Raw genomic sequence first — 23,672 nt, 5'->3', positions numbered from 1 at the left:
AAGAACAGTGCCAGAATGAACGGGCCGCAGTTACGCTGCGGCCAGAGGAGGAGGGAAGGGTTACTCTTTTTGCGTTGCCACGCGGGAGCTGAACGTCGTCGCGCCTGCTGTCTCGCGATCTTCCCGCGCCAGCCAGCGGTAGGTCACGCCGCCGAGGAAGACGCCGATGAACCAGCTGAAGTTCGCCACCTCATGCAGGGCCGGGATAAAGCTAATCACCAGGCCCACGGCAACGGACGGGATCAGCGCGCCGATGGCTTTCGGGTTAAAGCCGTTGCGATACCAGTATTTGCCCTTTGGCGTGTCATCGAACAGGTCGTCAACCGACACCTTGCCGCGTTTAATCAGGTAGAAATCGGCAATCAGTATGCCGAACAGCGGGCCGATAAACGCCCCGAGCACGTCCAGGGTGTAGTGGATTAACTCCGGTGAGTTGAACAGGTTCCACGGGGTGAGCAGGATCGAGCCGACGGCAGCAATCATTCCCCCGGTGCGGAAGCTGATCTTCTGCGGCGAGCAGTTAGAGAAATCAAAGGCTGGCGAGACAAAGTTCGCCACAATGTTAATCCCGATGGTGGCGGTGATCATCGTCAGCAGGCCAATCGCCACGGCCAGATCGTTACCCACACGGCTGACGGTTTCAATCGGGTCGGTGATCATGCGGCCAAACAGCGACTGGGTACCGGAGACAATCACCACGGTGACGATGGAGAACAGCTGGAAGTTAAACGGCAGACCCCAGCGGTTACCGCGGCGGATCTCCCCCATGCTTTTCCCGTAGCGGGAGAAGTCACCAAAGTTGAGCAGCGGGCCGGAGAAGTAGGAGACCACCAGCGCGGTCGCGGTGATCATTTGCCAGGTTTGCTCGCCCGCGGTCAGGGATTTGCTGGCGAGGGTAAAGGAGATCCCGTCAAAACCGGTCTTGTATACAATCCAGCCCGCAAGGGCCAGCATCACTACGTAGACCGCCGGACCGGCGATATCAATGAAGCGCTTGATGGCGCTCATCCCGTGCCAGAAAACCATCGCCTGCAATACCCACATGATGGCGAAGCAGATCCAGCCCAGATGTGACAGGCCGAGGAACGCGCCGGTGGTGAGTGAAGAGAGCGACGGCCAGAACTTCAGTGCCACCAGCATCAGGGCGTTGGCGGCCAGGTAGGTCTGGATGCCATACCACGCAAAGGCGATAAGCCCGCGGATCACCGCCGGAATGTTCGCCCCAAAGACGCCGAACGCCTGACGGCTGATCACGGCATAGGGCACGCCCGCCATCTGGCTCGGTTTTGCGACCAGGTTGGCGCACAGTTGCACAATACAAATCCCCACCAGCAGGCAGAGTAACACCTGCCAGCTTGCCAGCCCGAGCGTAAAGAAGCTCGCGGCGACCACATATCCCCCCATGCTGTGAACATCCGACATCCAGAATGAAAAGATGTTGTACCAGCTCCAGTTCTGGTCACGCGTGGGTGCCAGATCCTCATTGCAAAGACGTGGGCTGTAAACCGCACCGGAATCAGCGGCCGTACCCTGCTGCGCGTTTTGACTGTTTGGCATGAAACCTGCTCCTGTGAATGAAAACCCGTTGAGTGGGAGTGCAAACGGTGTTGCAGGATCCAGGCCAAAATAATAAATCTTGTATGCAATATTTTATTTTTATGTATACGATTCGATAACGAAAGGTAAAGCACGGAGTGGTGAATGAACAACGTAAATGGCCTGCAGACCGCGCCAGACCTGCATGACAAAGACGAATCCATCTTTCAGGCGCTGATGACCGCAATTGTCGAACATCAGTTGCTTCCGGGGAGCAAATTGCCGGAAGAGGCGCTGGCCGAGGTGTTTGGCGTGAGCCGTACCGGCATCCGAAAGGTGTTGCAACGACTCGCCGCTGTGCAAATGGTCACCTTAACGCCCAAACGTGGTGCACACGTCGCCAGCCCGACGGTAGAAGAGGCGCGGCACATCTTCCGCACCCGCGCGCTGCTGGAGGTCGCTAATCTGCCGGACGTGCTGGCCCACTGTCAGCCGCCGCATCTGGCAGCACTGGAGGCCATTATTTGTCAGGAGCAGCAGGCGCACGAGGCCTATGACGGCCCGGCGGCGATACGTCACTCCGCCAATTTTCACATTCAGCTACAGGCCATCTCCGGCAACCAGGTGCTGACGGAGATGGTGACCGGCCTGAGCCAGCGTTCATCGCTGGTGATTGCCACCTGGGGCGCGCCGTGGCGGCAGGGCTGTCGCTGCAACGATCACGAACAGCTGGTGGATCTGCTGCGCCAGAAGGCGCTCCAGCCGCTCAGCGAGGCCTTAATGCACCATTTTGAACATATCGTCGCCAGCCTCTGCTTCGAGCGGGCGGGCGAGTGTCTGCCTGATTTTGCCCGGCTGTTTGCCGGCCACAAGGAGTCGTAATGTCGTCTGTCTGTATACAAGTGATCAACCCCAACACCAGCCTCGCCATGACGGAAACCATCGGTGCGGCAGCCCGTGCGGTGGCTGCACCGGGAACGGAAATCCTCGCGGTCTGCCCGACCGCAGGCGTGCCGTCCATCGAAGGCCACTTTGACGAGGCCATTGCTGCCGTGGGCGTTCTCGAACAGGTCAAACTCGGCAGACAGCAGGGCGTGGATGGTCACGTTATTGCCTGCTTTGGCGACCCGGGTCTGCTGGCGGCGCGCGAGCTGGCCCAGGGGCCGGTGGTAGGGATTGCTGAAGCCGCCATGCATATGGCGACGCTGGTGGCGACCCGCTTTTCGGTGGTCACCACGCTGCCGCGCACGTTGATTATCGCCCGCCATCTGCTGCATCAGTATGGCTTTCAGGACCACTGCGCGGCGCTGCATGCCATCGATCTCCCGGTGCTGGCGCTGGAAGACGGCAGCGGTCTGGCGCAGGAAAAAGTGCGCGTGCGCTGTATACAGGCGCTGAAAGAGGATGGCTGCGGGGCCATCGTGCTGGGCTGCGGCGGCATGGCGACGCTGGCGCAGGAGCTGACGCGCGAACTGCGCGTGCCGGTTATCGACGGCGTCAGCGCGGCGGTGAAGATGGTGGAGTCGCTGGTGGCGCTGGGGCTGTCGACCAGCAAGCACGGGGATCTGGCCTTCCCGGAAAATAAAGCGTTAAGCGGACAATTTCAGGCACTGAATCCATTTTAATTTTTGGGGGTGGCAATGGGGACTTTTGAACAGGATTACCCGCGTGATCTGCGCGGTTACGCAGGCAACCCACCGCACGCGCGGTGGCCGAATCAGGCGCGCATCGCCGTGCAGTTTGTACTCAATTACGAGGAAGGAGCGGAAAACCACGTTCTGCACGGCGATGCCGGATCCGAGCAGTTCCTGTCGGACATCATCGGTGCCGCAAGCTATCCGGACAGGCACATGTCGATGGACTCGCTCTACGAATACGGCAGCCGCGCCGGATTCTGGCGCATCCACACTGAATTTCAAAAACGCGGTCTGCCGCTGACGGTCTTTGGCGTAGCGATGGCGCTGGCGCGTCATCCGGAAATCGTCGAAGCGATTAAGGCGGCGGATTATGACGTGGTCAGCCACGGCTGGCGCTGGATCCACTATCAGCATATGGACATCGCCCAGGAGCGCGAGCATCTGCATAAAGCGGTGCACGTGCTGACCGATCTGTTTGGCAAACCGCCCACAGGCTGGTACACCGGGCGCGATAGCCCCAACACGCGCCAGCTGGTCGTGGAGCATGGCGGCTTCGACTACGACAGCGACTACTATGGCGATGACTTACCCTTCTGGACGGAAGTGGCCTGTAGCGACGGGACCCGTAAACCGCACCTGATTGTGCCCTATACGCTGGATGCTAACGATATGCGCTTTGCCACCGCGCAGGGGTTTAACACCGCCGAGCAGTTTTATACGTATCTGAAGGACAGTTTTGACGTGCTGTACGAGGAGGGGGAATGCGCGCCGAAAATGATGTCTATCGGCATGCACTGCCGCCTGCTGGGGCGGCCGGGGCGTTTTCGCGCGCTACAGCGGTTCCTGGATTACGTGCAGCAGCATGAGCAGGTGTGGGTCTGTACCCGCCAGCAGATTGCCGACCACTGGCGGGAGGTGCATCCGTTTCTGAAATAATTGTGCGATGTTTTGCCGGGTGGCGGCTGCGCCTTACCCGGCCTACGACTACGACATCAAACTCACCTGCGCCGCCACGATCCGCCACCCACAGGCAAACCGTACCCACGTCTGCTGCTGGCGGCCAATGCGTTCCGTGCCCTCGCGGGTAAACTCGGTGCTGCACACGGCATAATTCTTCCCGAAGGTAGTGATGACGGTGTGACGCAACGTTCGCGCCAGTCCGGCTGACGCGCGCGCCGCACGAAAGGCGCGGATTTCATCAATGCCGTACAGGTTTTCACCTGCCCCCAGACGCACCGTATTTTTGTCGTGCCAGAACAGTTCATCCAGCACGGCAATGTTGTTGCTCACCAGCGCATCTTCATAGCGGTAAAACGCCGCCGTCACTTCGGCAACCACCCACGGCTGGTTAATGTCATCGTGATTCATCATGCGACTACCTCCGCCGGGCGGGCATCGGTGATGCCACTCTCTTCCAGCACGCGCGCGACGCGCAGGCAGGCCTGCTCGTTAAACGGCGCGGCAATCAGCTGCAGGCCAATCGGCATACCCCGGGCGGTGCGTAGCGGAACGGTGGTCACCGGCAAACCCAGGAACGAAATCGGTTGAGTGAGCATGCCCATGCTGGCGCGAATGGGCAGCGGCTGACCGTTAATCTCCATGGTTTGCTCACCTATCCGCGTGGCGCTACGCGGCGTTGCGGGGGCGATCAGGACATCGGCTTGTTCAAACAAGGCGTTGAACGCCTGACGCGCCTGAGCGCGAAACCGCTGGGCCTGAATATACCAGGCGGAAGGGATCATCGCGCCTGCCAGAAGCCGTTCGCGGGAATGGGGTTCAAAACGCTCAGGCTCGCGGCGAAGCGCGGGCAGGTACTGGTTACCCCCTTCCGAGGCGCTGGTGATAAACGCCGCGGAGCGCGCCAGCCCGGCGTCGGGGAACCGCAGCTCCTCCTGCACGTCGAGGGCCTTCGCCACCCGCGCCACGGCGTCCCGGGCCTCCGTGTCGCACCATGTGGTGAAGTAGCCGCCAAGCACCGCACAGCGCAGGCCGTCCAGACCGCGTTCGAGCAGGGGACGCGTCTCCTCGCGCGAGCGTTCTGCCTGAAAACCGTCGCGGGTATCGCGCCCCTGAAGCGCGTCGTACACCGATGCCAGATCGCACACGCGGCGCGCAAAGGGCCCGATATGATCCAGACTCGCGACAAACGGATGGCTACCGGATCGCGACAGGCGGCCAAAGGTGGGTTTCAGGCCATAAATCCCGCACAGGGATGCCGGAACGCGAATGGAGCCGTTGGTGTCGGTGCCGAGCGAAAAATGCACCAGCCCGGCGGCCACGGCGGCGGCTGAACCGCCGGACGAACCGCCCGCGATGCGCGTCAGGTCGTGCGGGTTATGCGTCGCGCCGTAGTGGCTGTTTTCGGTGGTAAAGCCGTAGGCGTAGGCATCCATATTCACCATCCCGGTCAGTAACCCGCCCGCGCTACGCAGCTGACGTACGGCAAAACTGTCAGTGGCCGCGGCAGGGCGCTGGCTGAACAGCTCGGCCCCGGCGAGGGTAGTATGCCCGGCAACGTCAAACAGGTTTTTCACCGCATAGGGCACGCCCGCCAGCGGTGGCAGGGGGCGCTTTTCGCGGCGCAGGGTGTCGATATTCGCGGCCTCGGCGAGCATGCGCGCTTTCGTCACAGTGGTCCAGGCGTTGATCTGCGGGTTCACGCGCGCAATCGCCTCCAGCGTCTGACGGGCAATCTCATGGGCGCTCAGCTCGCCCGCACTCAGCGCCTGCTGGATTGCGCTGATACTCATCTCGTGTAGCGTCATGCTTTATACACTCCTGCGATCTCCAGACGGTCATCGAGCGGCAGCGCCATCAATGGAGCGGCCATGCTGGCAATGCGGCTGAACTGTACCTGTAGCTCGGCGCGGCGGGCATCATCCAGCGTCACGCCAAGAACGGTCTCCATTTGCGCGAGATAGGCTTGCCAGTCGGGTTGTTGTGTCGTCATTATTCTCTCCTCAAAATCCGGCGGCCGCGCCGTTGCTGCGCGGATCAAACGCCCCTTCAAACAGCCCGTTGGGGTGGCGCACAATCGCCCCCGCGTGGCCCATGGCTTCACTGAAGTCCGGGAAGATCTCCACGTCGTGTCCACGCGCCCTGAGCTGTGACACGGTCTCACCCGAAAAGCGTCCTTCCAGTTTTAACGTGTCCGACGTTTGTCCCCAGGTACGCCCCAGCAGCCAGCGCGGGCGAGCGATGCTCTCCTGCAGGGGCGCACCCTGGACCACATAGCGGGTAAACAGCGTGGCCTGCGTTTGCGGCTGTCCATCGCCGCCCATCGAGCCATAGACCATCACGCGCCCGTCCTTGAGGCGCGCCGCCGCCGGGTTCAGGGTGTGGAAAGGCTGTTTGCCCGGCGCGAGGGCCAGAAGATGACTGGGGTCGAGACTGAACGATGCGCCCCGGTTCTGCCAGACGATGCCGGTATCGGGCAGTACCACGCCGCTGCCAAATTCGTGATAAATACTCTGGATAAACGACACGGCAAGCCCGCTGTTATCCATCACGCCCATCCACACCGTATCGCCGGGACCTTTGCCGGTGCCCCACGGCGCGGCACGGCTGTCGTCAACCCTGTCGGCAAGCGCCTGAAGGGCGGTGGGTGCCAGCAGTGCCTGAATATCCGTTTTCAGCTCGCGCGGATCGGTAATGTGCGCATCGCGCAGGCCAAAGGCCAGCTTGGTGGCTTCAACAATACGGTGAATCGTCCCCGCATCGTCAGCCTCCGCCATATTCAGGCGGTCTGTGATGCCGAGTATCGCCAGCGACACCAGCCCCTGCGTCGGCGGGGCGTGGTTATAAATTTCTCCCTGCTGATGCTGCAACTTCAGCGGCGTGGTGCGCCGGGCGACGTGGGCGTGTAGATCGGCCAGCGTGACCGGCAGGCCCAGCGTCTCCATACCCTGCGCCAGCGCCTCCGCCAGCGGGCCGCGATAAAAACTGTCCAGACCGTCTTCCACCAGACGCGAAAGGGTCGTGGCCATGGCGGGCTGGTAAAAACGGCTCCCGACCGGCGGTGGCTTGCCGTCCACCAGCCAGGTTTCGGCAAAGCCGGGAACGTCCTTTAGCTCGTCAAATTTACTGGCGGTGGCATGCGCCTGTGACGCCGTGACCGGGGTACCGTTTTGCGCGTACTCAATGGCGTCGGCCAGCAGGCGGGACAGCGGCAGCGCCTTGCCCGTCATCTCGCGCGAGACCTTCAGCGCCTCGTCCCAGCCGCTCACCGTGCCGGCAACAGTCAGCGCCGCCTGAGGGCCGCGATGGGGGATATGCGGGAGCCCGTCGTAGGCCGCGAGCGTCGCGCGCGATCCCGCCGCACCGCTGGCATCAATGGCGATCGGATCCCCTTCCGGCGGCACGATAAGCCAGAAGCCATCGCCACCCAGCCCGTTCATGTGCGGGTAAACTACGGCAATGGTGGCCGCCGCCGCGACCATGGCTTCTATCGCGCTGCCGCCTTCGCGCAGGACGGCCAGCGCACTCTGGCTGGCAAGGTGGTGGGGGGCAACAGCCATCCCGTGTGTGGAGACATTACTTTGCATGAAGCTTCCTCATAACCCTGAAAGTCACAAGGTGCTGCAAAAGCTGTTCCAGTTCTGAATAAAAAGTTTCATGCCAGTTGCCGCAGAAGCTGGCATGCTTAATGAATAGTGAGTATGAGATGAAACAAACGTTACAGAGGCGTTATGGAACAGCTTGATGAACGACTGAAAGCGCAATACCCGTCACTGTCGCCGCAGGAGCAGCGGGTGGCGGATTTTATTTTCGATCATTTTGACGACCTTATTAGCTATAACAGTGCCGAGCTGGCGCAGCTGAGCGGGGTATCGAAAGCCACGGTAAGCCGTCTGTTCAAGCGTCTGGGCTATGAGAAATATAAAGAGATGCGTGACGAGCTGCGCACCCTGCGTCAGAGCGGGATGCCGCTTACCGATAACCGCGACGCGGTGCAGGGCAACACGCTACTGGCGCGCCATTATAAGCAGGAGATGGCGAACCTGACCCAGTGGGTCAATGCTCTCGACGCGCAGCAGTTTGCCGACGCCATGGCCTGCATGGTGAAGGCGCGGCGCATTGTCATTATTGGCATGCGTAACGCCTATCCCGCGGCGCTCCACCTGCGCCAGCAGCTGCTGCAGGCGCGGGGTCAGGTGCTGGTGCTCCCTCAGCCAGGCCAGAGCCTGAGCGAGGAGCTGGTGGATTTAACCCCTGACGATCTGGTGGTGATGATGGCCTTTCGCCGCCGTCCGCGCATTATCCGCCCGCTGATGCAGCAGCTTCAGAGTAGCGGTATTCCGGTGCTGCTGATGTGCGAGCCGCAGGCGCACAGCCTGTTTCCGCTGGCGAGCTGGCAGCTCTGCGCCCCGCTGGACAGCGTTTCGGCCTATGACAGCTATTCCTCGGTCAACAGCCTGATCAACCTGCTGGCGAATGCCTTCCTGCATGACAGTCTCGATAAAGGCCGTCCGCGCATTCACGAGATTGCTTCCCTTTATCAGCAGCTGGACGAACTCGAACAACGATAATGGGGCGTCAGACTGGTGCTTTGCATTGAAATGGTGCAACGTGGCGGGGCGTGAATATCCTCAGTTTTTCGCTCCGTCCGCGTTTTATCAGGCTTTATAAGAATATCCCCTGTTTCGCCTCACCTGGCACATTAGTTGCAAAATCACATTCAAAGAATCTTTTGTTTCATGTTAACGTTACGGGGAAGCACCATGAAAAAACTGTTGATTGCACTGGCCGGGGCCGCATGCCTCTTCACACAACTGCCTGCAAAGGCTGACCAGCTTCAGGATATCGAGAAGCGCGGCACCCTCCGCATTGCCGTGCCGCAGGACTTCCCGCCGTTTGGCTCGGTGGGGACCGACCTGCAGCCGCAGGGCTACGACATTGACATGGCACGCTATCTGGCGAAACAGATGAAGCTCAAGCTGCAGCTCGTGCCGGTGACCAGCGCCAACCGTGTGCCGTATCTGCAAACCGATAAGGTGGATCTGGTCATCTCCAGCCTCGGGAAAAACCCGGAGCGCGAGAAGGTGATTGATTTTAGCCGCGCCTACGCGCCGTTCTTCCTTGGCGTGTTTGGCCCGAAAGGGGCCGAGCTGAAAGATGCCGCCGGGCTGAGCGGAAAAACTATCGGCGTGACGCGCGGGGCGGTGGAGGACATGGTACTCACCAGCCTGGCGCCGAAAGATGCCAACGTGAAACGTTACGAAGACAATAACACCACGCTCTCTGCATACCTTTCCGGACAGGTGCAGTACGTGGCGACCGGCAACCTCGTGGTGGCGGCGATTTCCCGCCAGAATGCCGATAAGGCCCCGGTGCCGAGCTTTATGCTGAAAGATTCACCGTGCTTTATCGGCCTGAAGAAAAACGAACCGGCTCTGAAGGCAAAAGTGGATGCGCTGATTGAGCAGGGCATTAAGGACGGCACGCTGAACGGTCTGTCTGAGCAATGGCTGAAGGCCCCGCTGCCGGCAAACCTTGGCGCCTGAGCCGATGACTGAGCAACTTCATTTCTCAGAACTGTGGCCGCACTGGCCGGCGCTGCTGGCGGGATTGTGGGTCACCATCCAACTGACGGTGATGGCGACCGTCGGCGGGCTGGCGATAGGGATTTTCGGGGCGGCGATCCGCAGCGGACGCCCAACGTGGTACAGCCGGATCTGGGGCGGTTACGTGGAGATTATCCGCAACACGCCGTTTGTGGTGCAGCTATTTTTCATCGTCTTCGGCCTGCCGAATCTGGGCCTGAAGATGACGGCGGGGGAAGCGGCGCTGCTGGCGATGGTGGTGAACCTTGGCGCCTACAGCACTGAGATTATCCGCGCGGGCATTCAGGTAACGCCGAGAGGGCAGTGGGAGGCCGGACGCGTGCTGGGGCTGACCCGCCTGCAGACCTTTATTCGCGTGGTGCTGCCGCCCGCGCTGCAACGTATTTATCCGGCACTGGTGAGCCAGTGCATCATCGTGATGCTCGGCTCGTCGGTGGTGTCGCAGGTCTCGTATGAAGAGCTGACCTTTGCCGCCAACCTGATCCAGTCCAGAACGTTTTTGAGCTTTGAGGTCTATCTGGTGACAACCGGTATTTACTTAGCGCTGTCGATTACCCTGCGCCAGCTGATGATGGCGGCTGGACGGAAATGGCTGGGGGTGCAGGCATGATGACCACCTTTACCGACTGGGACATTATTCGCAACCTGCTGCTGGCCGGACGCTGGACGGTGCTGCTGTCGCTGGTGGCGTTTGTCGGCGGGGCGGTGGTAACGCTGCCGCTCCTGCTGCTGCGCCTGACGGGCGGGCGCACGGTGAAGCGCATTATCCGCGGCTATATCGAGCTGTTTCAGGGCACCCCGCTGCTGATGCAGCTGTTCCTGGCCTTCTTCGGCGTGGCGCTGTTCGGCATTGACGTCTCGCCGTGGACCGCCGCCTCGCTGGCGTTAACCTTTTACACCAGCGCATTTCTGCTCGATATCTGGTACGGCAGCATTCGCGCCCTGCCGAAGGGGCAGTGGGAAGCCTCGCGCTGCCTGGGCCTGACCTTCGGCCAGACCCTGTTTCGCGTGGTCGCTCCGCAGGCGCTGCGCATCGGCATCGCCCCGACGGTGGGCTTTGCGGTGCAGGTAATCAAAGGCACCGCGCTGGCGTCGATTATCGGCTTTATCGAGCTGACCAAGGCCGGGACCATGCTGACCAACGTGACCTATCAGCCGTTCAAAGTCTTTGCGCTGGTGGCGCTGGGCTACTTCATTCTGTGTTATCCGCTGTCGCGCTACAGCCGCTATCTGGAGACGAAATTCAATGCCTCTCATCACCATTAATCAGGTGCAGAAGTACTACGGTAATAACCACGTGCTCAAGGGCGTCGATCTGGATATCGACATGGGCCAGGTGATCTCTATTATCGGGCGCAGCGGATCGGGAAAAAGCACGCTGCTGCGCTGTATCAACGGCCTGGAGGGCTATCAGGACGGCAGCATTAAGCTGGGCGGCATGACCATTACCGACCGGGATTCCCAGGCGCGTGAAATCAGCCGCTCGGTGGGGATGGTGTTCCAGAGCTTCAACCTGTTCCCGCACATGACGGCGCTGGAAAACGTCATGCTCGCCCCGCGTCGGGTGCTGAAGAAAAGTGCTGCCGAATGCCGGGAGCTGGCGCAGCGCATGCTGGAGAAAGTGGGCTTAGGCGATCGTCTGGATTACTACCCGTCGAGCCTCTCCGGCGGCCAGCAGCAGCGCGTGGCGATTGCCCGCGCGCTGGCGATGTCGCCTAAAGTTTTACTCTGTGACGAGATCACCTCCGCGCTTGACCCGGAGCTGGTGGGCGAAGTGCTCAAGGTACTGGAGCAGCTGGCCGCCGAGGGGATGACCCTGATTCTCGTGACGCACGAAATGAATTTTGCCCGCGAAGTGGGCGACCGCGTGGTGTTTATGCACCAGGGGAAAGTCTGGGAGCAGGGCGACAGCAAAACGCTGTTCGCCAACCCGCAGACCACGGAACTGAAGCAGTTCATCTCCTCCGTGCGCGGCCTCAACTGATAAGGACTGACTCATGGATATTGCACATTTTCCGCAAATTAACCCGCCGCAACGTCTACTGATGGGGCCAGGGCCGATCAACGCCGACCCGCGCGTGCTGCGCGCTATGTCGAGCCAGCTGATTGGTCAGTACGATCCGGCCATGACCCACTACATGAACGAGGTGATGGCGCTCTATCGCGGCGTATTCCGCACTGAAAATCGCTGGACGATGCTGGTCGACGGTACCTCCCGGGCGGGGATTGAAGCGATACTGGTTTCCGCCATTCGCCCGGGGGATAAAGTGCTGGTTCCGGTCTTTGGCCGCTTTGGTCACCTGCTGTGCGAAATTGCCCGCCGCTGTCGGGCGGAGGTGCATACCATCGAGGTGCCGTGGGGCGAGGTGTTCGCCCCGGACCAGGTGGAGGATGCAATTAAGCGTATTCGTCCTCGCCTGCTGCTCACCGTACAGGGCGACACCTCCACCACCATGCTGCAGCCGCTCGCGGAGCTTGGCGCTATCTGCCGCCGCTACGACGTGCTGTTTTACACCGACGCCACCGCGTCGCTCGGCGGCAACGCGCTGGAGACCGACGCCTGGGGGCTGGATGCCGTCTCGGCCGGGATGCAGAAGTGTCTCGGCGGGCCATCGGGTACTTCGCCAGTCACCCTGAGTACGCGGATGGAGGAGGCGATCCGCCGCCGCAAGTGCGTTGAGGCGGGCATTCGCACCGACGCCCACCGCGACGGCGACGAGGAGATGATCTACTCCAACTACTTCGATCTTGGCATGGTGATGGACTACTGGGGCCCGGAACGGCTGAATCACCATACCGAAGCTACCACCGCGCTGTTTGGCGCCCGCGAATGCGCGCGGCTGATCCTGCAGGAAGGGCTGGAGAACGGCATTGCCCGCCACAAGCTGCACGGCGATGCGCTCCTGAAGGGCATTCAGGCGATGGGGCTGGAGACCTTCGGCGACCTGAAGCACAAGATGAATAACGTGCTGGGCGTGGTGATTCCACAGGGCGTCAACGGCGACGAGGTGCGTAAGCTGATGCTGGAGGATTTCGGGATTGAAATCGGCACCTCGTTTGGCCCGCTGCACGGTAAAGTGTGGCGCATTGGCACCATGGGTTATAACGCGCGCAAAGACTGCGTGATGACCACCCTGAGCGCGCTGGAGTCGGTGCTGAACTACCTGAAATTCACCACCACGCAGGGGGCCGCCATGCAGGCCGCGTGGGATCACTATCGCCGCGAGACGCCGCAATGAGCCCGGCGGCAGAACGGGTGATGGCGCGCGCCGATGCGCTGGCCGCCATCAGCGAAACGCCGGATGCGCTGACCCGGGTCTACCTCTCGGCGCAGCATCTGCAGGCCAACCAGCTGGTCGGGCAGTGGATGAGCCAGGCGGGGATGACCGTCTGGCAGGACAGCGTGGGCAATATCTGTGGACGCTATGAAGGTGCTCAGGAAGGCGCGCAGGCGGTGCTGCTCGGCTCGCATCTGGATACCGTGCGCAATGCGGGGCGCTACGACGGTATGCTCGGGGTGCTCACCGCGATTGAAGTGGTGGACAGCCTGCACCAGCAGGGCCTGCACCTGGCGCAGGCCATTGAGATTGTCGGTTTTTGCGATGAAGAGGGCACCCGTTTCGGCATTACGCTGTTAGGCAGCCGGGGGCTGACGGGCACCTGGCCGCAGGACTGGCTGGAAAAAACCGACGCCAGCGGCATCAGCGTAGCGCAGGCAATGGTGCAGGTGGGGCTCGATCCCGGCCGCGTGTCGCATGCCGCACGCCGTCCCGAGGATTTCAGCGCCTACCTGGAGCTGCACATTGAACAGGGGCCGTGCCTTGAGCAGGACGGTCTCGCGCTCGGCGTGGTGGAAGCCATCAACGGCGCACGTCGCCTGAATTGCCGTTTCACCGGCGAAGCCGGGCACGCGGGAACCGTGCCGATGAACCATCGTAAGGACGCGCTGGCCGCCGCTGCCGAATGGATGGTTCTCATCGAAAATACCACCCGGCAGCAGGGCGGCAATCGGGTGGCGACGGTCGGGGAGCTGCGCTGCCTGCCCGGTGCGGTAAACGTGATCCCCGGCGAGGTTCAGCTCTCGCTGGATATCCGCGGTCCGCAGGATGCGCCGCTGGATCGGTTGCTGGCCGAATTGCTGGAAAATGCGCAGGCAATCGCGTCGCGACGCGGACTGCAGTTCAGCGCCGAGGAGTTTTACCGCATCGCGGCCACGCCGTGCGATATCCACCTGCAAAACGTGTTAGGGGAGGCCGTCGAATCGGTGCAGGGGCGTTCACTGTCGCTGCCCAGCGGCGCGGGCCATGATGCGATTGCCATCGCGGAACGCTGGCCGGTAGGGATGCTGTTTGTGCGCTGCAAGGGGGGCGTCAGCCACCACCCGGCAGAGTCGGTGATGGCTGAGGATGTCGCGCTGGCGATTGAGGCGTTTTCGCGAGCGGTGATCCAGCTGGCGGACCGCGTTACTCCAGCCCCAGCGTATATTGCGCGATCTTGAAGTAGATAATCAGCCCGGTACCGTCGATAAGCGTCGCGATAAACGGCGCGGAGACGACCGCCGGGTCAATGCCGCAGCGTTTGAGCACCATCGGAATCACGGACGACACAATCGCGCTCCACAGCGTTATGCACACCAGCGTCAGGCTGACGATAAGCGTGATTTCCAGCCCAATCCCCATCATCCACGCGCGGATACACCCGGCAATCCCGAGCGTCACGGCAATCATCAGCGAAGTGGACATCTCTTTTCGCAGCACGCGCCCGACGTCGCGAAGATGCACCTCTCCCAGCGCCATGGCGCGCACCAGCGTGGAGGTGATCTGCGTTCCGCTGTTGCCGCCCGTGCCGATCAGCAGCGGAATAAAGAACGCCAGCGCAATGGCGGACTCCAGCGCCTCTTCGAAGTGCTGGATCACCGAACTGGTGTAGGCTTCCGCGACAAACAGCAGCAGCAGCCAGACGGAGCGTTTCTTCCACAAGCTGAAGGCGCTGGTTTCCAGATAGGGCTTCTCCAGCGGCAGCGTCGCCCCCTGAAGCTGAGCGTCTTCGGTGACGTCATCTTCCAGCAGATGGGCGATTTCGCGCTCGGTCAGGCAGCCGACGAGCTTGCCGTGGGTGACCACCGGCACCACGTCCGCGCCGCCGTGCGCCAGCTGGCCGGCAACATCGGCACGTTTATCCTCCGGTTTGACCTGTAAAAACTGCGAGATCATCAGCGATTTCACCGGCTGTAGCGTATCGGCGGTTTGCAGCAATTTACGCACCGCAATCATGCCCGCCAGGCGGCCATTGTCTTCAATAAAAATATGCGATGGAATATCGTCGTCTTTTAATTTTGCGAAGAATTGCTCGCGCGCCAGCGCCACGCATAATGCAATATCAAGGACGATAAAATCGGTATTCATATATTGCGCGATGGCGCTGTCATTGAATGCCGGGTTTTGATTGTGAATAGCGTAAGACATAGTGAATTCCCTTTGAATAAAAATATCTCTCAGGGGCGAGCAAGACAGGGCATGTCGAAGAGGAGATCCCCACGTCCTGGGTTCAGCACTGTACACCGTATCCCGCAAGGGAAGTTATACTGACAAAGCCTTGATTCGACAGTGCCTGTTTTACCCTGTGTCGGTTCTCTCGAACCCACCAGAGCGATAACGTGTATTTGTACAGGAGCCTCGCCATAACGAGATCGTTGTAAAACGTGAGGGATAATACGCATATTTAATTTTACCGCTCAGGATTTTAAATAATGTTTAAGAACGGTTTAGAAGAATTTTATTAATACGATGTTGAGGGTTTATTTAAGGTTATTCATTTTAAATAAAAGATTAAATCATCACGAGGATGGGGTAAATGGCGTGGTTTGATCATCTGCTTACTCATTTTGCGCTCTATCCGGCACATCTGTTTGCGTTGTTATTCGTGATGGCGCTGGGTAAATCGACGGTACTGATCTCCTCCGTGCTGCCACCCGCCTCGGTGATGCTGCTGGCGGGCATCGGCGTCAGCCAGGGGAGCATGCATCCTGGGCTCGCATGGCTTGCCGTGGTAATGGGGGCAACGGTGGGATCGGTGCTGAATTACCATGTTGGCCAGCTGATGGGACACACCCGGCTGGTCACGCGTTTCACGTCTAAGCATGCCGACAGGTTTTTGAGAGTGCAGCATCAGCTGCAAAAGAACGGTGAAATTGCGCTGTTTACGTCGCGCTTTCTGGCGGTATTGCGTTATATCGTGCCGCTGGCAGCGGGGATGCTCAGGCTAAGCGCCGTGAAGGTCTACGCCGTCAGCCTGCTTTCTGCCTGCGCGTGGGCGGCGCTGTATGTTGGCATCGTCGCTGGCATCAGCGTCTGAATCGGCGAGTAAGGTATTCATCAGATTGAGAAATGCTTCCCGGAAAATTGTCACGAATCTGTCACACTGAATGCGACATTTTAAAACGAGTGAGGAATTAGGGATGAGAAAAGCACTACTCGCGCTGGCAGTCGCCGGTTCCATTTCAGCAACGTTTGGCGTGCAGGCACAAGAGACGCCGGAAGGGTATCAGCTGGAGCAAGTTTTAATCATGAGTCGCCATAACCTACGCGCACCGCTCGCCAACAACGGCAGCGTGCTGGAGCAGTCCACGCCGAAACAGTGGCCAGAGTGGGAGGTACCGGGTGGTCAGCTCACCACCAAAGGCGGCGTGCTGGAAGTCTATATGGGTCATTACATGCGCGAGTGGCTGGCGCAGCAGGGGATGATAAAGACTGGAGAGTGCCCGCCAGCGGACACCGTTTATGCATATGCCAATAGCCTGCAGCGTACCGTTGCGACCGCACAATTCTTCATTACCGGCGCGTTCCCGGGGTGCGATGTGCCTGTGCATCATCAGGAAAAAATGGGCACGATGGATCCCACCTTTAATCCGGTCATTACCGATAACTCGCCTGAGTTCCGCGAAAAAGCGCTGAAGGCGATGGAGACCGAGCGGCAGAAAATGCAGCTTTCAGAAAGCTATAAGCTGCTGGAGCAGATGACGAACTACGCCGATTCGCCGTCCTGCAAAGAGAAAAAAGTCTGCTCGCTGGCGGACGCGAAAGATACGTTCAGTGCCGACTATGAAAAAGAGCCAGGCGTGTCAGGTCCGCTGAAAGTGGGTAACTCGCTGGTGGATGCGTTCACGCTGCAATATTACGAAGGTTTCCCGGCTGACCAGGTGGCCTGGGGTGAGATCAAGACTGACCAGCAGTGGCGTGTGCTGTCGAAGCTGAAAAACGGCTATCAGGACTCGCTGTTTACCTCCACCGAGGTGGCGCAAAACGTCGCCAAACCCCTGGTGAAATATATTGATAAAGCGCTGGTCACCGATCAGGCGAAAGCGCCTAAAATCACCCTGCTGGTGGGGCATGATTCAAACATTGCTTCGCTGCTGACCGCGCTGGATTTCAAACCGTATCAACTCCACGATCAGCACGAGCGCACGCCAATTGGCGGCAAAATAGTCTTCCAGCGCTGGCATGACAAAAACGCTAACCAGGAACTGATGAAAATTGAGTATGTCTACCAGAGCTCAGAGCAGCTGCGAAACGCCAGCGTGCTGTCGCTGGAATCCCCCGCGCAGCGTGTGACGCTGGAGCTGAAAGGCTGCCCGGTGGATGCTAACGGCTTCTGCCCGGTTGATAAGTTTAATGCGGTGATGAACAGCGCGGCAAAATAGAGGATACCCCCCCGCAAAGGCGGGGGGGGAAACGCTTAGACGTTTTTACGTTCGATGGTCTGTTCGCCCCAGAAGAGCGAGTCTTTGTCCGTCTTTTCGAAGGCGCGAACCAGCACTTCGTCGCTACCTTCTTCCCAAATCTGCTCTGCCAGTTTCTCGTCATATTTCGCGACTTCAAAAATGGCTTCGGCAATCTCCGGAGAGGTATTGCGTAAACTTGCCCATTCACCCACGCGGTGGGCTTTTGATTCCTGAGTTGGCATGCTTGTCCTCCTGTTGAGTTAGCCGTTCAGTTTTTTGGCGAGGCCCGCGACATGCTCACCCTGATAACGGGCGATGGCGAGCTCTTCGTCGCTCGGCTGTCGGGAACCATCGCCGCCGGCAATGGTGGTTGCACCGTAGGGAGTACCGCCACGTACCTGAGAAACATCAAAGAGTTCCTGCGCGCCGTAGCCAATCGGCACAATCACCATCCCATGATGAGCAAGGGTAGTCCAGGTTGAGGTAATCGTCTGCTCCTGACCGCCACCGGTGCCGGTAGAGCTGAAGACGCTGGCGAGTTTGCCGTATAAAGCGCCTGAGGCCCATAGCCCGCCCGTCTGATCGAGGAAGGTGCGCATCTGGCCGGACATATTGCCGAAACGGGTTGGCGTCCCGAAAATAATCGCATCGTAATCTGCCAGCTCCTGAGGCGTGGCGACCGGGGCATTCTGTGTTTTTCCCCCGGCTTTGGCGAAGGCTTCCGCCTGCATGGTTTCCGGTACGCGCTTCACAACAACCTCAACGCCGTCCACCCTGTTTGCACCTTCTGCGACTGCGTGAGCCATGGTTTCAATGTGTCCATACATGGAATAATAGAGCACCAGAACTTTTGCCATTTTGCATCACTCCTCGTTTGTGTTTTCTGACAGCGGATCGCTGCGTTCATTTAAAGATATGCCATCACGGCCAGACTGCAAAAATGAACACCATTTCTTTGATTTATAACAATATGATTGGGGAAGCGTGCTGTAGCAAAATGAAACAACTTTCTCGCCTCCGTTTTTTGAAATGATAAGAAAGAGTTATGAATCTCCGTCGCGTTATCTCACCCGAAAGACTGAGATCCTGTTGCAGGATATTACCAGCGGCTTGCCGGACAGCCTTAGTCCACTAAGCTTAGTTTCACGCGGCACAGATAAAGGCACTGTCCTCATGCCGCGAGGTGAAAGAATCCTCTTTTACTGAATGCAATATGATGTCTAATGTTTCACACTCTGGAGGTTAGAGATGGCAAACCATCGTGGTGGTTCAGGTAATTTCGCTGAAGACCGTGAAAGAGCATCAGAAGCAGGTCGTAAAGGTGGCCAGCATAGCGGGGGCAACTTCAAAAATGACCCTCAGCGCGCATCAGAGGCTGGCAAGAAAGGGGGTAAAAACAGCCACGGCAGCAATAAGTAACGCGCCAGGCTGAACCCTGCCGCCGGGCGTTCCCGGCGGTTTTTTTATTTCTGCAACATTGAACTGTAACCAAAGGCGACGCACACTACAGAATTGTTCTCATTTGCTGGTGTCGCATGTCTGTCTCACGCTTTAAATTCTCCGTAAAACCGCAGGAAGCCATCCTTATTCTCATCACCATGTTCTGGGGCGGGACGTTTCTGGCCGTCCAGTACGCGGTAACGCTGAGCGATCCGTTCTTTTTTGTTGGTCTGCGCTTTGCGACGGCGGCGATAGCCGTGGCGCTCGTATCGCTAAAATCCCTGCGCGGATTAACCCTTAAAGAGCTGAAGGCCGGGGTGGCGATCGGGGTGGCGATTGCAATGGGCTACAGCCTGCAGACATGGGGATTACAGACTATCTCCAGCAGCAAATCGGCATTTATCACCGCCATGTATGTACCGCTGGTACCGCTCCTGCAGTGGCTTTGCCTGGGACGGCTGCCGGGGATGATGTCCTGCATCGGTATCGTGCTGGCATTTATCGGCCTGATTTTGCTGGCCGGGCCGGAAAATAACCTGCTGGCACTGGGACCGGGCGAGATCATTACCCTCGTCGGGGCGATTGCCATTGCGGCGGAAATTATTCTGATTAGCGCCTGGGCGGGCAAGGTGGACGTCAAGCGCGTGACGGTGGTCCAGCTCGCCACGGCCTCGCTGGTGGCGTTTGCGACGATGGTACCGGCCGGAGAGTCCGTGCCGCCGATGTCTACCGGTCTGATCGTGGTCGCGTTGGGGCTGGGCATCTTCAGCGCCATTATTCAGGTCACCATGAACTGGGCGCAGCGCAGCGTCTCCCCGACGCGGGCAACGGTGATCTACACCGGCGAACCGGTATGGGCGGGGATTTTTGGTCGCCTCGCCGGAGAGCGCTTGCCGCTGCTGGCCCTGGTCGGTGCGGCATTTATTGTCGCCGGGGTGCTGGTGAGCGAGCTGAAGCTAAAAAAACGACGCAAGGCGATTACCGGGGTGGGGGCTGAACAAGGGGCAGATAGCTAACAACGTGCACGCTGCCCGTTTTGCCCGGCGGCGCTACGCTTGCGCGGGCCTACATGCTCATTGTAGGCAGGGTAAGCGTAGCGTCACCCGGCAAGAAAGCAGCACTCATTTCAGGTTGAGGGGGTGATGGCTTCAGCCTGCGCTTCATCCCCTTTCCGGCGGCTCAGCAGGGCGTTAAGCAGAATTGCCCCGAACGTTGCCGTGCCGATCCCACCAATCGTAAATCCGCCCAGCGTCAGGGCGAAATCACCCGCGCCCAGCACCAGCGTGACCGCCACCATAATCAGGTTGCTGTTCTGGCTCAGATCGACCCGATGCTGCACCCAGATTCGCGCGCCAGCCACGGCGATCAGCCCAAATACCACAATCGATGCTCCGCCGATGACCGGCGACGGAATGGTGTGGATCAGCGCGCCGAACTTCGGAGAGAAACCAAGCAGTATCGCCATCGCCGCTGCCGCGACGAAGACCAGCGTCGAGTAGACTTTGGTCACCGCCATCACGCCGATATTTTCGGCATAGGTGGTGACGCCGCTGCCGCCCACGGAGCCGGAGATCATGGTTGCCAGACCGTCACCGACAAATGCCCGGCCCATGTACGGGTCCATACTGAGGCCGGTCATTCCCGCGACCGCCTTCAGGTGACCTAAGTTCTCCGCCACCAGGATCACCGCCACCGGTGCGATAAGCATCATTGCCTGGGTGTTAAAGGTGGGGGAAGTGACCTGCGGCAGGCCAAACCAGGCAGCCTGATGGAGCAGGGTAAAATCGACCGGCTTGCCGAGACCGAAAACGTTCGCCAGCAGAGCGTAAACCAGACAGGCGACAATCAGCCCGACCAGAATCAGCAGACGCTGGATCATCCCGCGCGTAAACACCGCCACCAGGCCGATACACAGCACGGTGATCACCGCCATCCAGCTTTCAAACGGCGAGCCGGAGACGCTTTTCACTGCGATCGGCGCCAGGTTCAGGCCAATCGCCATGACGACGGCACCGGTCACCACGGGAGGCATCATGCGTTCGATCCAGCGCGTGCCGATCTTCATCACCACCAGACCAATCAGGGTATAGACCAGGCCGCAGGCGATGATGCCGCCGAGCGCCACGCTCAGGTTAGGGTTGATCCCCTGGCCGTTAAATCCGGTTGTGGCGATAACCACCCCGACAAACGCGGCGCTGGAGCCCAGATAGCTGGGCACGCGCCCACCGGTGACAAAAAAGAACAGCAGGGTGCCGATACCCGACATCAGAATCGACAGGTTGGGATCAAGCCCCATCAGCATCGGCATGAGTACGGTCGCACCAAACATCGCGACTGCATGCTGGACGCCCATCACCATCGTTTGTCCGAGCGGGAGTCGTTCATCCGGCGCGACCACGCCTGCTTCTGTGGAGGTCGATTTCAACTGCCAGTGGGGAAATCCGAACATGGTCTGTCTCCTTAAAGCGCCTTAGCAGGCGGGTCGCATAAGCGCGTGGTAGCCGCGGTCAAACCACACCAGCCCTTGCGGCGCGGGGTGGCGAACAATCGAAACAATGTCGCAAAACAGAATGTCGTGGGTACCGACGCTCACCACCTGGCTGATGCGGCAGTCAAACGAGGCCAGCGCATCCTCCAGACGCGGACACCCCGTATCGCCCGATTGCCAGCGGGCGGCGGCAAAGCGCGTCTCCATTGGCGTTTTGCCGCCAAACAGGTTGGATAGCGGCTCTTGTCCGGCGCTCAGGGTGTTCACGCACAGCGTGCGGTTTTCGCTAAACGTCGGCCAGACGGACGCGCCGCGGTTCAGGCATACCAGCAGGGTGGGAGGCGAATCCGTGACGCTGCACACCGCGCTGGCAGTGAATCCCGCCATTCCCGCCGGGCCGTCGGTGGTGATGATGTTGACTGCCGCGCCGACGCAGGCCATGGCGTCGCGAAAGGTTTGTTTATCCGGTGTCGTCATGATTGCTCCTTACGCCAGCCCGCAGGCATCTTCGAACGCCAGACGCGGCAGGCGTCCGTAAAGTTTGTTCGTATCACCATAGCCAATGTTGATCAGCAGATTGCTTTTAAGCAGCGTGCCGGTGAAAAAGGCCTCGTCGACCTTTTGTCGGTCAAAGCCTGACATCGGGCCGGTGTCCAGCCCGAGGGCGCGACAGGCGAAAATTAGGTAAGCAGCCTGCATGGAGCTGTTGCGAAATGCCGTCTCTTCGGCGAGCGCCGGGCTGGTGGTAAACCAGCTTCTGGCATCGCCGTGCGGGAACAGTTCCGGCAGGCGCTCATAAAACTCGCTGTCCCAGGCAACAATCGCCGTGACCGGCGCGGTGAGCGTTTTTTCCAGATTGCCGCTGGAGAGCGCCGGGCGCAGCTTCTCTTTTCCCTCTGCGCTGCGCACAAACACGATTCGCGCCGGGGAGCAGTTGGCGGAGGTTGGGCCCCATTTCATCAGGTCGTAGATTTCGCGCAGCGTCTCGTCGCTGACGGGCAGATTCTGCCAGCCGTTGTGGGTACGGGCGCCGGTGAATAGCGTTTCGCGCGCCGCAGGATTAATGGCTTCGCTCATTAAAGCTCCTTATAAAGCGGGTTCAGAACTGTGCAGCAGGCTGGCAAGCCCGTTCAGCAGCAGGGTGTTAAAGGTGTTCGGTTCGGTGACGTTGCAGGCATGCCCGCCCTGACGCATGACCACGCTGTGGCTGCGTGGGAGAGCCGCCTGTAGCTCAGTCGAGCAGACACAGGGCACCAGCATGTCGTCGGCGGAACAGATGAGGTGTACCGGACAATGAATACGCGCGGCGTGGCGGCTGAAATCCGCTTTCTTCAGGGCGCTGAGCCTGTGCAGCAGGTTGCTTTTGCCCTGGAAATGGGCCAGCGCCAGCGCTTCTTCGGCCTCCAGGCGGGGCGCACGAGCAGCCATCCAGTCTGCCGGGTAGAGAAACAGCGGCTGCGCCTCTACCCACGCCTGCGCGCCGCCGGAATGCAGCAAACGCTCGCGGATCTGAAAACAGCGTCGGGTATGGGCGTTGAGGGTTAGCCAGCCGTTGACGCACACCAGCGCGGTGAGCGCATCAGGTCTGTCGAGGGCCAGCTGTAGCCCGATCAGCGCGCCCAGCGCATGCCCTACCACGCAGTAGCGGGCAATTCCGGCTTCAGCCAGCGCTATGGCCAGTTCGTCCGCCATTTGCGCCAGGCTATAGCCTTCCGGCAGGGTATCGCGGTTATTACCCGTCCCCCGCTGGTCATAGCACACCACCTGATACTCCGGCTCCAGCGCGGCCAGCTGGGGCAGCCAGTAGCTGCCGCTGCCGCCGAGACCGGCAATGAGGACTACCACGGGTGCCCCCTCATACGGGGGCGGTGAGACGGAGAGTTTCATGGCTGCCTCACTTCGCAATGTGCGCAACGGTGGCAATTTCAACCAGCGCGTCAGGCTTCACCAGCCCGCACTGTATACAGAACCGGGCCGGCTTATCGCCGGGGAAGAACTCGGCGTAGATCTCGTTAATCGCGGCGTAGTTTTTCCAGTCGGTGATAAAGATGCTGTTGAAGGTCACATCCTCCATCGTGCCACCCGCCGTTTCGATCACGCTTTTGATCGTCTCCAGCACGTGGCGGGTTTGTGCCTTTGGGTCGTTGATAAACACCACGTTGTTGTCTTTATCAAACGGCAGCGTACCGGAGACATACACCACGCCGTCGGCGAGCGTTCCGGGGACAAACGGGGCAATCGGTGTGCTGGTGCCCGGCGGAATAATCACGGATTTCGGCATCGTCGTT

At 59.8% G+C, this 23,672-nt stretch carries 26 protein-coding genes, 1 pseudogene and 1 riboswitch; of the genes and pseudogenes, 14 read left to right on the top strand and 13 right to left on the bottom strand.

What is annotated here, in order from left to right; translation table 11 throughout:
• Nucleotides 1-60: 60 nt before the first annotated feature.
• Entirely contained in the window at nt 61-1,557 is a 1,497-nt protein-coding gene (locus O1723_RS13665; RefSeq protein WP_023337055.1) for an NCS1 family nucleobase:cation symporter-1, read from the bottom strand.
• Between the two features lie 144 nt (nt 1,558-1,701).
• On the opposite strand from O1723_RS13665, the gene O1723_RS13660 reads away from it, so the two are divergent.
• The 3 genes and pseudogenes from O1723_RS13660 (at nt 1,702) to puuE (ending at nt 4,109) form a co-directional block, all read left to right on the top strand.
• Nucleotides 1,702-2,418: a GntR family transcriptional regulator gene (locus O1723_RS13660; protein WP_023337056.1), complete on the top strand. Its 717-nt coding sequence runs from the start codon at nt 1,702-1,704 to the stop codon at nt 2,416-2,418.
• A pseudogene (locus O1723_RS13655) lies at nt 2,418-3,289 on the top strand (aspartate/glutamate racemase family protein); the annotation flags it as partial. The gene O1723_RS13660 and the pseudogene O1723_RS13655, both read left to right, overlap by 1 nt.
• Nucleotides 3,210-4,109, top strand: a complete 900-nt coding sequence (puuE, locus tag O1723_RS13650; protein ID WP_225990835.1) for an allantoinase PuuE — start codon at nt 3,210-3,212, stop codon at nt 4,107-4,109. The pseudogene O1723_RS13655 and the gene puuE, both read left to right, overlap by 80 nt.
• Before the next feature lie 48 nt (nt 4,110-4,157).
• Here puuE and hpxZ read toward each other — a convergent pair whose 3' ends face one another.
• Genes hpxZ through hpxW form a run of 4 tightly spaced genes read right to left on the bottom strand, consistent with a single transcriptional unit; the run spans nt 4,158 to nt 7,717 of the window.
• On the bottom strand, nt 4,158-4,544 hold the full coding sequence (gene hpxZ / locus O1723_RS13645; protein ID WP_023337059.1) for an oxalurate catabolism protein HpxZ: 387 nt from the start codon (nt 4,542-4,544) through the stop codon (nt 4,158-4,160).
• The gene (locus tag O1723_RS13640) at nt 4,541-5,938 is read right to left on the bottom strand and encodes an AtzE family amidohydrolase (RefSeq protein ID WP_032665412.1); all 1,398 of its coding nucleotides are present in this window, start codon (nt 5,936-5,938) and stop codon (nt 4,541-4,543) included. Before O1723_RS13640 ends, hpxZ begins: the two co-directional genes overlap by 4 nt.
• A complete protein-coding gene (gene hpxX / locus O1723_RS13635) occupies nt 5,935-6,123 on the bottom strand; it encodes an oxalurate catabolism protein HpxX (RefSeq protein WP_014883291.1) in 189 nt (62 codons plus the stop codon). Before hpxX ends, O1723_RS13640 begins: the two co-directional genes overlap by 4 nt.
• Nucleotides 6,124-6,133: 10 nt before the next feature.
• The gene (gene hpxW, locus O1723_RS13630) at nt 6,134-7,717 is read right to left on the bottom strand and encodes an oxamate amidohydrolase (protein ID WP_023337061.1); all 1,584 of its coding nucleotides are present in this window, start codon (nt 7,715-7,717) and stop codon (nt 6,134-6,136) included.
• A gap of 144 nt (nt 7,718-7,861) precedes the next feature.
• On the opposite strand from hpxW, the gene hpxU reads away from it, so the two are divergent.
• The 7 genes from hpxU to hpxK all read left to right on the top strand — a co-directional run bounded on the left by hpxU (nt 7,862) and on the right by hpxK (nt 14,234).
• Nucleotides 7,862-8,701 carry a MurR/RpiR family transcriptional regulator HpxU gene (hpxU, locus tag O1723_RS13625; RefSeq protein ID WP_014883293.1) on the top strand — a complete coding sequence of 280 codons (840 nt, stop codon included), beginning with the start codon at nt 7,862-7,864 and terminating at the stop codon, nt 8,699-8,701.
• Between the two features lie 192 nt (nt 8,702-8,893).
• Nucleotides 8,894-9,676 carry a transporter substrate-binding domain-containing protein gene (locus tag O1723_RS13620; protein WP_014883294.1) on the top strand — a complete coding sequence of 261 codons (783 nt, stop codon included), beginning with the start codon at nt 8,894-8,896 and terminating at the stop codon, nt 9,674-9,676.
• Nucleotides 9,677-9,680: 4 nt separating this feature from the next.
• On the top strand, nt 9,681-10,346 hold the full coding sequence (locus tag O1723_RS13615; RefSeq protein WP_023332651.1) for an amino acid ABC transporter permease: 666 nt from the start codon (nt 9,681-9,683) through the stop codon (nt 10,344-10,346).
• The gene (locus tag O1723_RS13610) at nt 10,346-11,002 is read left to right on the top strand and encodes an amino acid ABC transporter permease (protein ID WP_014883296.1); all 657 of its coding nucleotides are present in this window, start codon (nt 10,346-10,348) and stop codon (nt 11,000-11,002) included. Before O1723_RS13615 ends, O1723_RS13610 begins: the two co-directional genes overlap by 1 nt.
• Entirely contained in the window at nt 10,983-11,720 is a 738-nt protein-coding gene (locus O1723_RS13605; protein ID WP_023292833.1) for an amino acid ABC transporter ATP-binding protein, read from the top strand. The genes O1723_RS13610 and O1723_RS13605 overlap by 20 nt, the downstream gene beginning before the upstream one ends.
• Before the next feature lie 13 nt (nt 11,721-11,733).
• A complete protein-coding gene (locus O1723_RS13600; protein ID WP_023337063.1) occupies nt 11,734-12,975 on the top strand; it encodes a pyridoxal-phosphate-dependent aminotransferase family protein in 1,242 nt (413 codons plus the stop codon).
• Nucleotides 12,972-14,234, top strand: a complete 1,263-nt coding sequence (hpxK, locus tag O1723_RS13595; RefSeq protein WP_023337064.1) for an allantoate amidohydrolase — start codon at nt 12,972-12,974, stop codon at nt 14,232-14,234. The genes O1723_RS13600 and hpxK overlap by 4 nt, the downstream gene beginning before the upstream one ends.
• Here the strand turns inward: hpxK and O1723_RS13590 are convergent.
• A complete protein-coding gene (locus O1723_RS13590; protein ID WP_023338231.1) occupies nt 14,200-15,201 on the bottom strand; it encodes a magnesium transporter in 1,002 nt (333 codons plus the stop codon). The two genes, hpxK and O1723_RS13590, sit on opposite strands and share 35 nt — an antisense overlap.
• Nucleotides 15,202-15,261: 60 nt before the next feature.
• Nucleotides 15,262-15,431, bottom strand: a riboswitch (M-box (ykoK) riboswitch).
• A 158-nt stretch (nt 15,432-15,589) separates the two neighbouring features.
• Here O1723_RS13590 and O1723_RS13585 point away from each other — a divergent pair.
• Both O1723_RS13585 and agp read left to right on the top strand, forming a co-directional pair.
• Nucleotides 15,590-16,090: a DedA family protein gene (locus O1723_RS13585; protein WP_014883299.1), complete on the top strand. Its 501-nt coding sequence runs from the start codon at nt 15,590-15,592 to the stop codon at nt 16,088-16,090.
• A 103-nt stretch (nt 16,091-16,193) separates the two neighbouring features.
• On the top strand, nt 16,194-17,435 hold the full coding sequence (agp, locus tag O1723_RS13580; RefSeq protein WP_023337066.1) for a bifunctional glucose-1-phosphatase/inositol phosphatase: 1,242 nt from the start codon (nt 16,194-16,196) through the stop codon (nt 17,433-17,435).
• A gap of 35 nt (nt 17,436-17,470) precedes the next feature.
• Here agp and O1723_RS13575 read toward each other — a convergent pair whose 3' ends face one another.
• On the bottom strand, nt 17,471-17,698 hold the full coding sequence (locus O1723_RS13575) for a YccJ family protein (protein ID WP_014883300.1): 228 nt from the start codon (nt 17,696-17,698) through the stop codon (nt 17,471-17,473).
• 18 nt (nt 17,699-17,716) lie between these two features.
• Entirely contained in the window at nt 17,717-18,313 is a 597-nt protein-coding gene (gene wrbA, locus O1723_RS13570; RefSeq protein ID WP_014883301.1) for an NAD(P)H:quinone oxidoreductase, read from the bottom strand.
• A 391-nt stretch (nt 18,314-18,704) separates the two neighbouring features.
• Between wrbA and O1723_RS13565 the strand changes: the two genes are divergently transcribed.
• Together O1723_RS13565 and O1723_RS13560 are read left to right on the top strand one after the other, a co-directional pair.
• A complete protein-coding gene (locus O1723_RS13565) occupies nt 18,705-18,875 on the top strand; it encodes a con-10 family general stress protein (protein WP_023332656.1) in 171 nt (56 codons plus the stop codon).
• A gap of 116 nt (nt 18,876-18,991) precedes the next feature.
• Nucleotides 18,992-19,912 (top strand): DMT family transporter, encoded by a 921-nt coding sequence (locus O1723_RS13560; protein WP_023337067.1) that lies wholly within the window; start codon nt 18,992-18,994, stop codon nt 19,910-19,912.
• A 110-nt stretch (nt 19,913-20,022) separates the two neighbouring features.
• On the opposite strand, the gene rutG is transcribed toward O1723_RS13560, so the two are convergent.
• The 5 genes from rutG to rutC are packed head-to-tail and all read right to left on the bottom strand — an operon-like array spanning nt 20,023 to nt 23,665.
• A complete protein-coding gene (gene rutG, locus O1723_RS13555) occupies nt 20,023-21,345 on the bottom strand; it encodes a pyrimidine utilization transport protein G (protein WP_023337068.1) in 1,323 nt (440 codons plus the stop codon).
• Nucleotides 21,346-21,366: 21 nt separating this feature from the next.
• Nucleotides 21,367-21,861, bottom strand: coding sequence for an NADH-dependent FMN reductase RutF (rutF, locus tag O1723_RS13550; RefSeq protein ID WP_032665417.1), 495 nt, complete (start codon nt 21,859-21,861; stop codon nt 21,367-21,369).
• Nucleotides 21,862-21,870: 9 nt separating this feature from the next.
• The gene (locus O1723_RS13545; RefSeq protein ID WP_014883307.1) at nt 21,871-22,461 is read right to left on the bottom strand and encodes a malonic semialdehyde reductase; all 591 of its coding nucleotides are present in this window, start codon (nt 22,459-22,461) and stop codon (nt 21,871-21,873) included.
• 9 nt (nt 22,462-22,470) lie between these two features.
• Nucleotides 22,471-23,271 carry a pyrimidine utilization protein D gene (rutD, locus tag O1723_RS13540; protein WP_014883308.1) on the bottom strand — a complete coding sequence of 267 codons (801 nt, stop codon included), beginning with the start codon at nt 23,269-23,271 and terminating at the stop codon, nt 22,471-22,473.
• 7 nt (nt 23,272-23,278) lie between these two features.
• Complete coding sequence (rutC, locus tag O1723_RS13535) at nt 23,279-23,665, bottom strand: pyrimidine utilization protein C (protein ID WP_014883309.1); 387 nt, start codon at nt 23,663-23,665, stop codon at nt 23,279-23,281.
• Nucleotides 23,666-23,672 lie beyond the last annotated feature (7 nt).

The organism is Enterobacter cloacae complex sp. HYC080_NIDB, from assembly GCF_056673325.1.
This window is presented reverse-complemented; position numbering and strand designations above follow the sequence as displayed.

Bases quoted from the DNA above. Each gene is read 5' to 3' on its own strand.
- O1723_RS13600 (WP_023337063.1), top strand. From the start codon at position 11,734: ATGGATATTGCACATTTTCCGCAAATTAACCCGCCGCAACGTCTACTG.
- hpxX (WP_014883291.1), bottom strand. From the start codon at position 6,123: ATGACGACACAACAACCCGACTGGCAAGCCTATCTCGCGCAAATGGAG.
- rutF (WP_032665417.1), bottom strand. From the start codon at position 21,861: ATGACGACACCGGATAAACAAACCTTTCGCGACGCCATGGCCTGCGTC.
- O1723_RS13640 (WP_032665412.1), bottom strand. From the start codon at position 5,938: ATGACGCTACACGAGATGAGTATCAGCGCAATCCAGCAGGCGCTGAGT.
- O1723_RS13615 (WP_023332651.1), top strand. From the start codon at position 9,681: ATGACTGAGCAACTTCATTTCTCAGAACTGTGGCCGCACTGGCCGGCG.
- hpxU (WP_014883293.1), top strand. From the start codon at position 7,862: ATGGAACAGCTTGATGAACGACTGAAAGCGCAATACCCGTCACTGTCG.
- hpxW (WP_023337061.1), bottom strand. From the start codon at position 7,717: ATGCAAAGTAATGTCTCCACACACGGGATGGCTGTTGCCCCCCACCAC.
- O1723_RS13620 (WP_014883294.1), top strand. From the start codon at position 8,894: ATGAAAAAACTGTTGATTGCACTGGCCGGGGCCGCATGCCTCTTCACA.
- O1723_RS13590 (WP_023338231.1), bottom strand. From the start codon at position 15,201: ATGTCTTACGCTATTCACAATCAAAACCCGGCATTCAATGACAGCGCC.
- rutG (WP_023337068.1), bottom strand. From the start codon at position 21,345: ATGTTCGGATTTCCCCACTGGCAGTTGAAATCGACCTCCACAGAAGCA.
- O1723_RS13565 (WP_023332656.1), top strand. From the start codon at position 18,705: ATGGCAAACCATCGTGGTGGTTCAGGTAATTTCGCTGAAGACCGTGAA.
- wrbA (WP_014883301.1), bottom strand. From the start codon at position 18,313: ATGGCAAAAGTTCTGGTGCTCTATTATTCCATGTATGGACACATTGAA.
- O1723_RS13605 (WP_023292833.1), top strand. From the start codon at position 10,983: ATGCCTCTCATCACCATTAATCAGGTGCAGAAGTACTACGGTAATAAC.
- rutC (WP_014883309.1), bottom strand. From the start codon at position 23,665: ATGCCGAAATCCGTGATTATTCCGCCGGGCACCAGCACACCGATTGCC.
- O1723_RS13545 (WP_014883307.1), bottom strand. From the start codon at position 22,461: ATGAGCGAAGCCATTAATCCTGCGGCGCGCGAAACGCTATTCACCGGC.
- rutD (WP_014883308.1), bottom strand. From the start codon at position 23,271: ATGAAACTCTCCGTCTCACCGCCCCCGTATGAGGGGGCACCCGTGGTA.
- O1723_RS13575 (WP_014883300.1), bottom strand. From the start codon at position 17,698: ATGCCAACTCAGGAATCAAAAGCCCACCGCGTGGGTGAATGGGCAAGT.
- agp (WP_023337066.1), top strand. From the start codon at position 16,194: ATGAGAAAAGCACTACTCGCGCTGGCAGTCGCCGGTTCCATTTCAGCA.
- O1723_RS13610 (WP_014883296.1), top strand. From the start codon at position 10,346: ATGACCACCTTTACCGACTGGGACATTATTCGCAACCTGCTGCTGGCC.
- O1723_RS13660 (WP_023337056.1), top strand. From the start codon at position 1,702: ATGAACAACGTAAATGGCCTGCAGACCGCGCCAGACCTGCATGACAAA.
- O1723_RS13665 (WP_023337055.1), bottom strand. From the start codon at position 1,557: ATGCCAAACAGTCAAAACGCGCAGCAGGGTACGGCCGCTGATTCCGGT.
- O1723_RS13585 (WP_014883299.1), top strand. From the start codon at position 15,590: ATGGCGTGGTTTGATCATCTGCTTACTCATTTTGCGCTCTATCCGGCA.
- hpxZ (WP_023337059.1), bottom strand. From the start codon at position 4,544: ATGATGAATCACGATGACATTAACCAGCCGTGGGTGGTTGCCGAAGTG.
- O1723_RS13560 (WP_023337067.1), top strand. From the start codon at position 18,992: ATGTCTGTCTCACGCTTTAAATTCTCCGTAAAACCGCAGGAAGCCATC.
- hpxK (WP_023337064.1), top strand. From the start codon at position 12,972: ATGAGCCCGGCGGCAGAACGGGTGATGGCGCGCGCCGATGCGCTGGCC.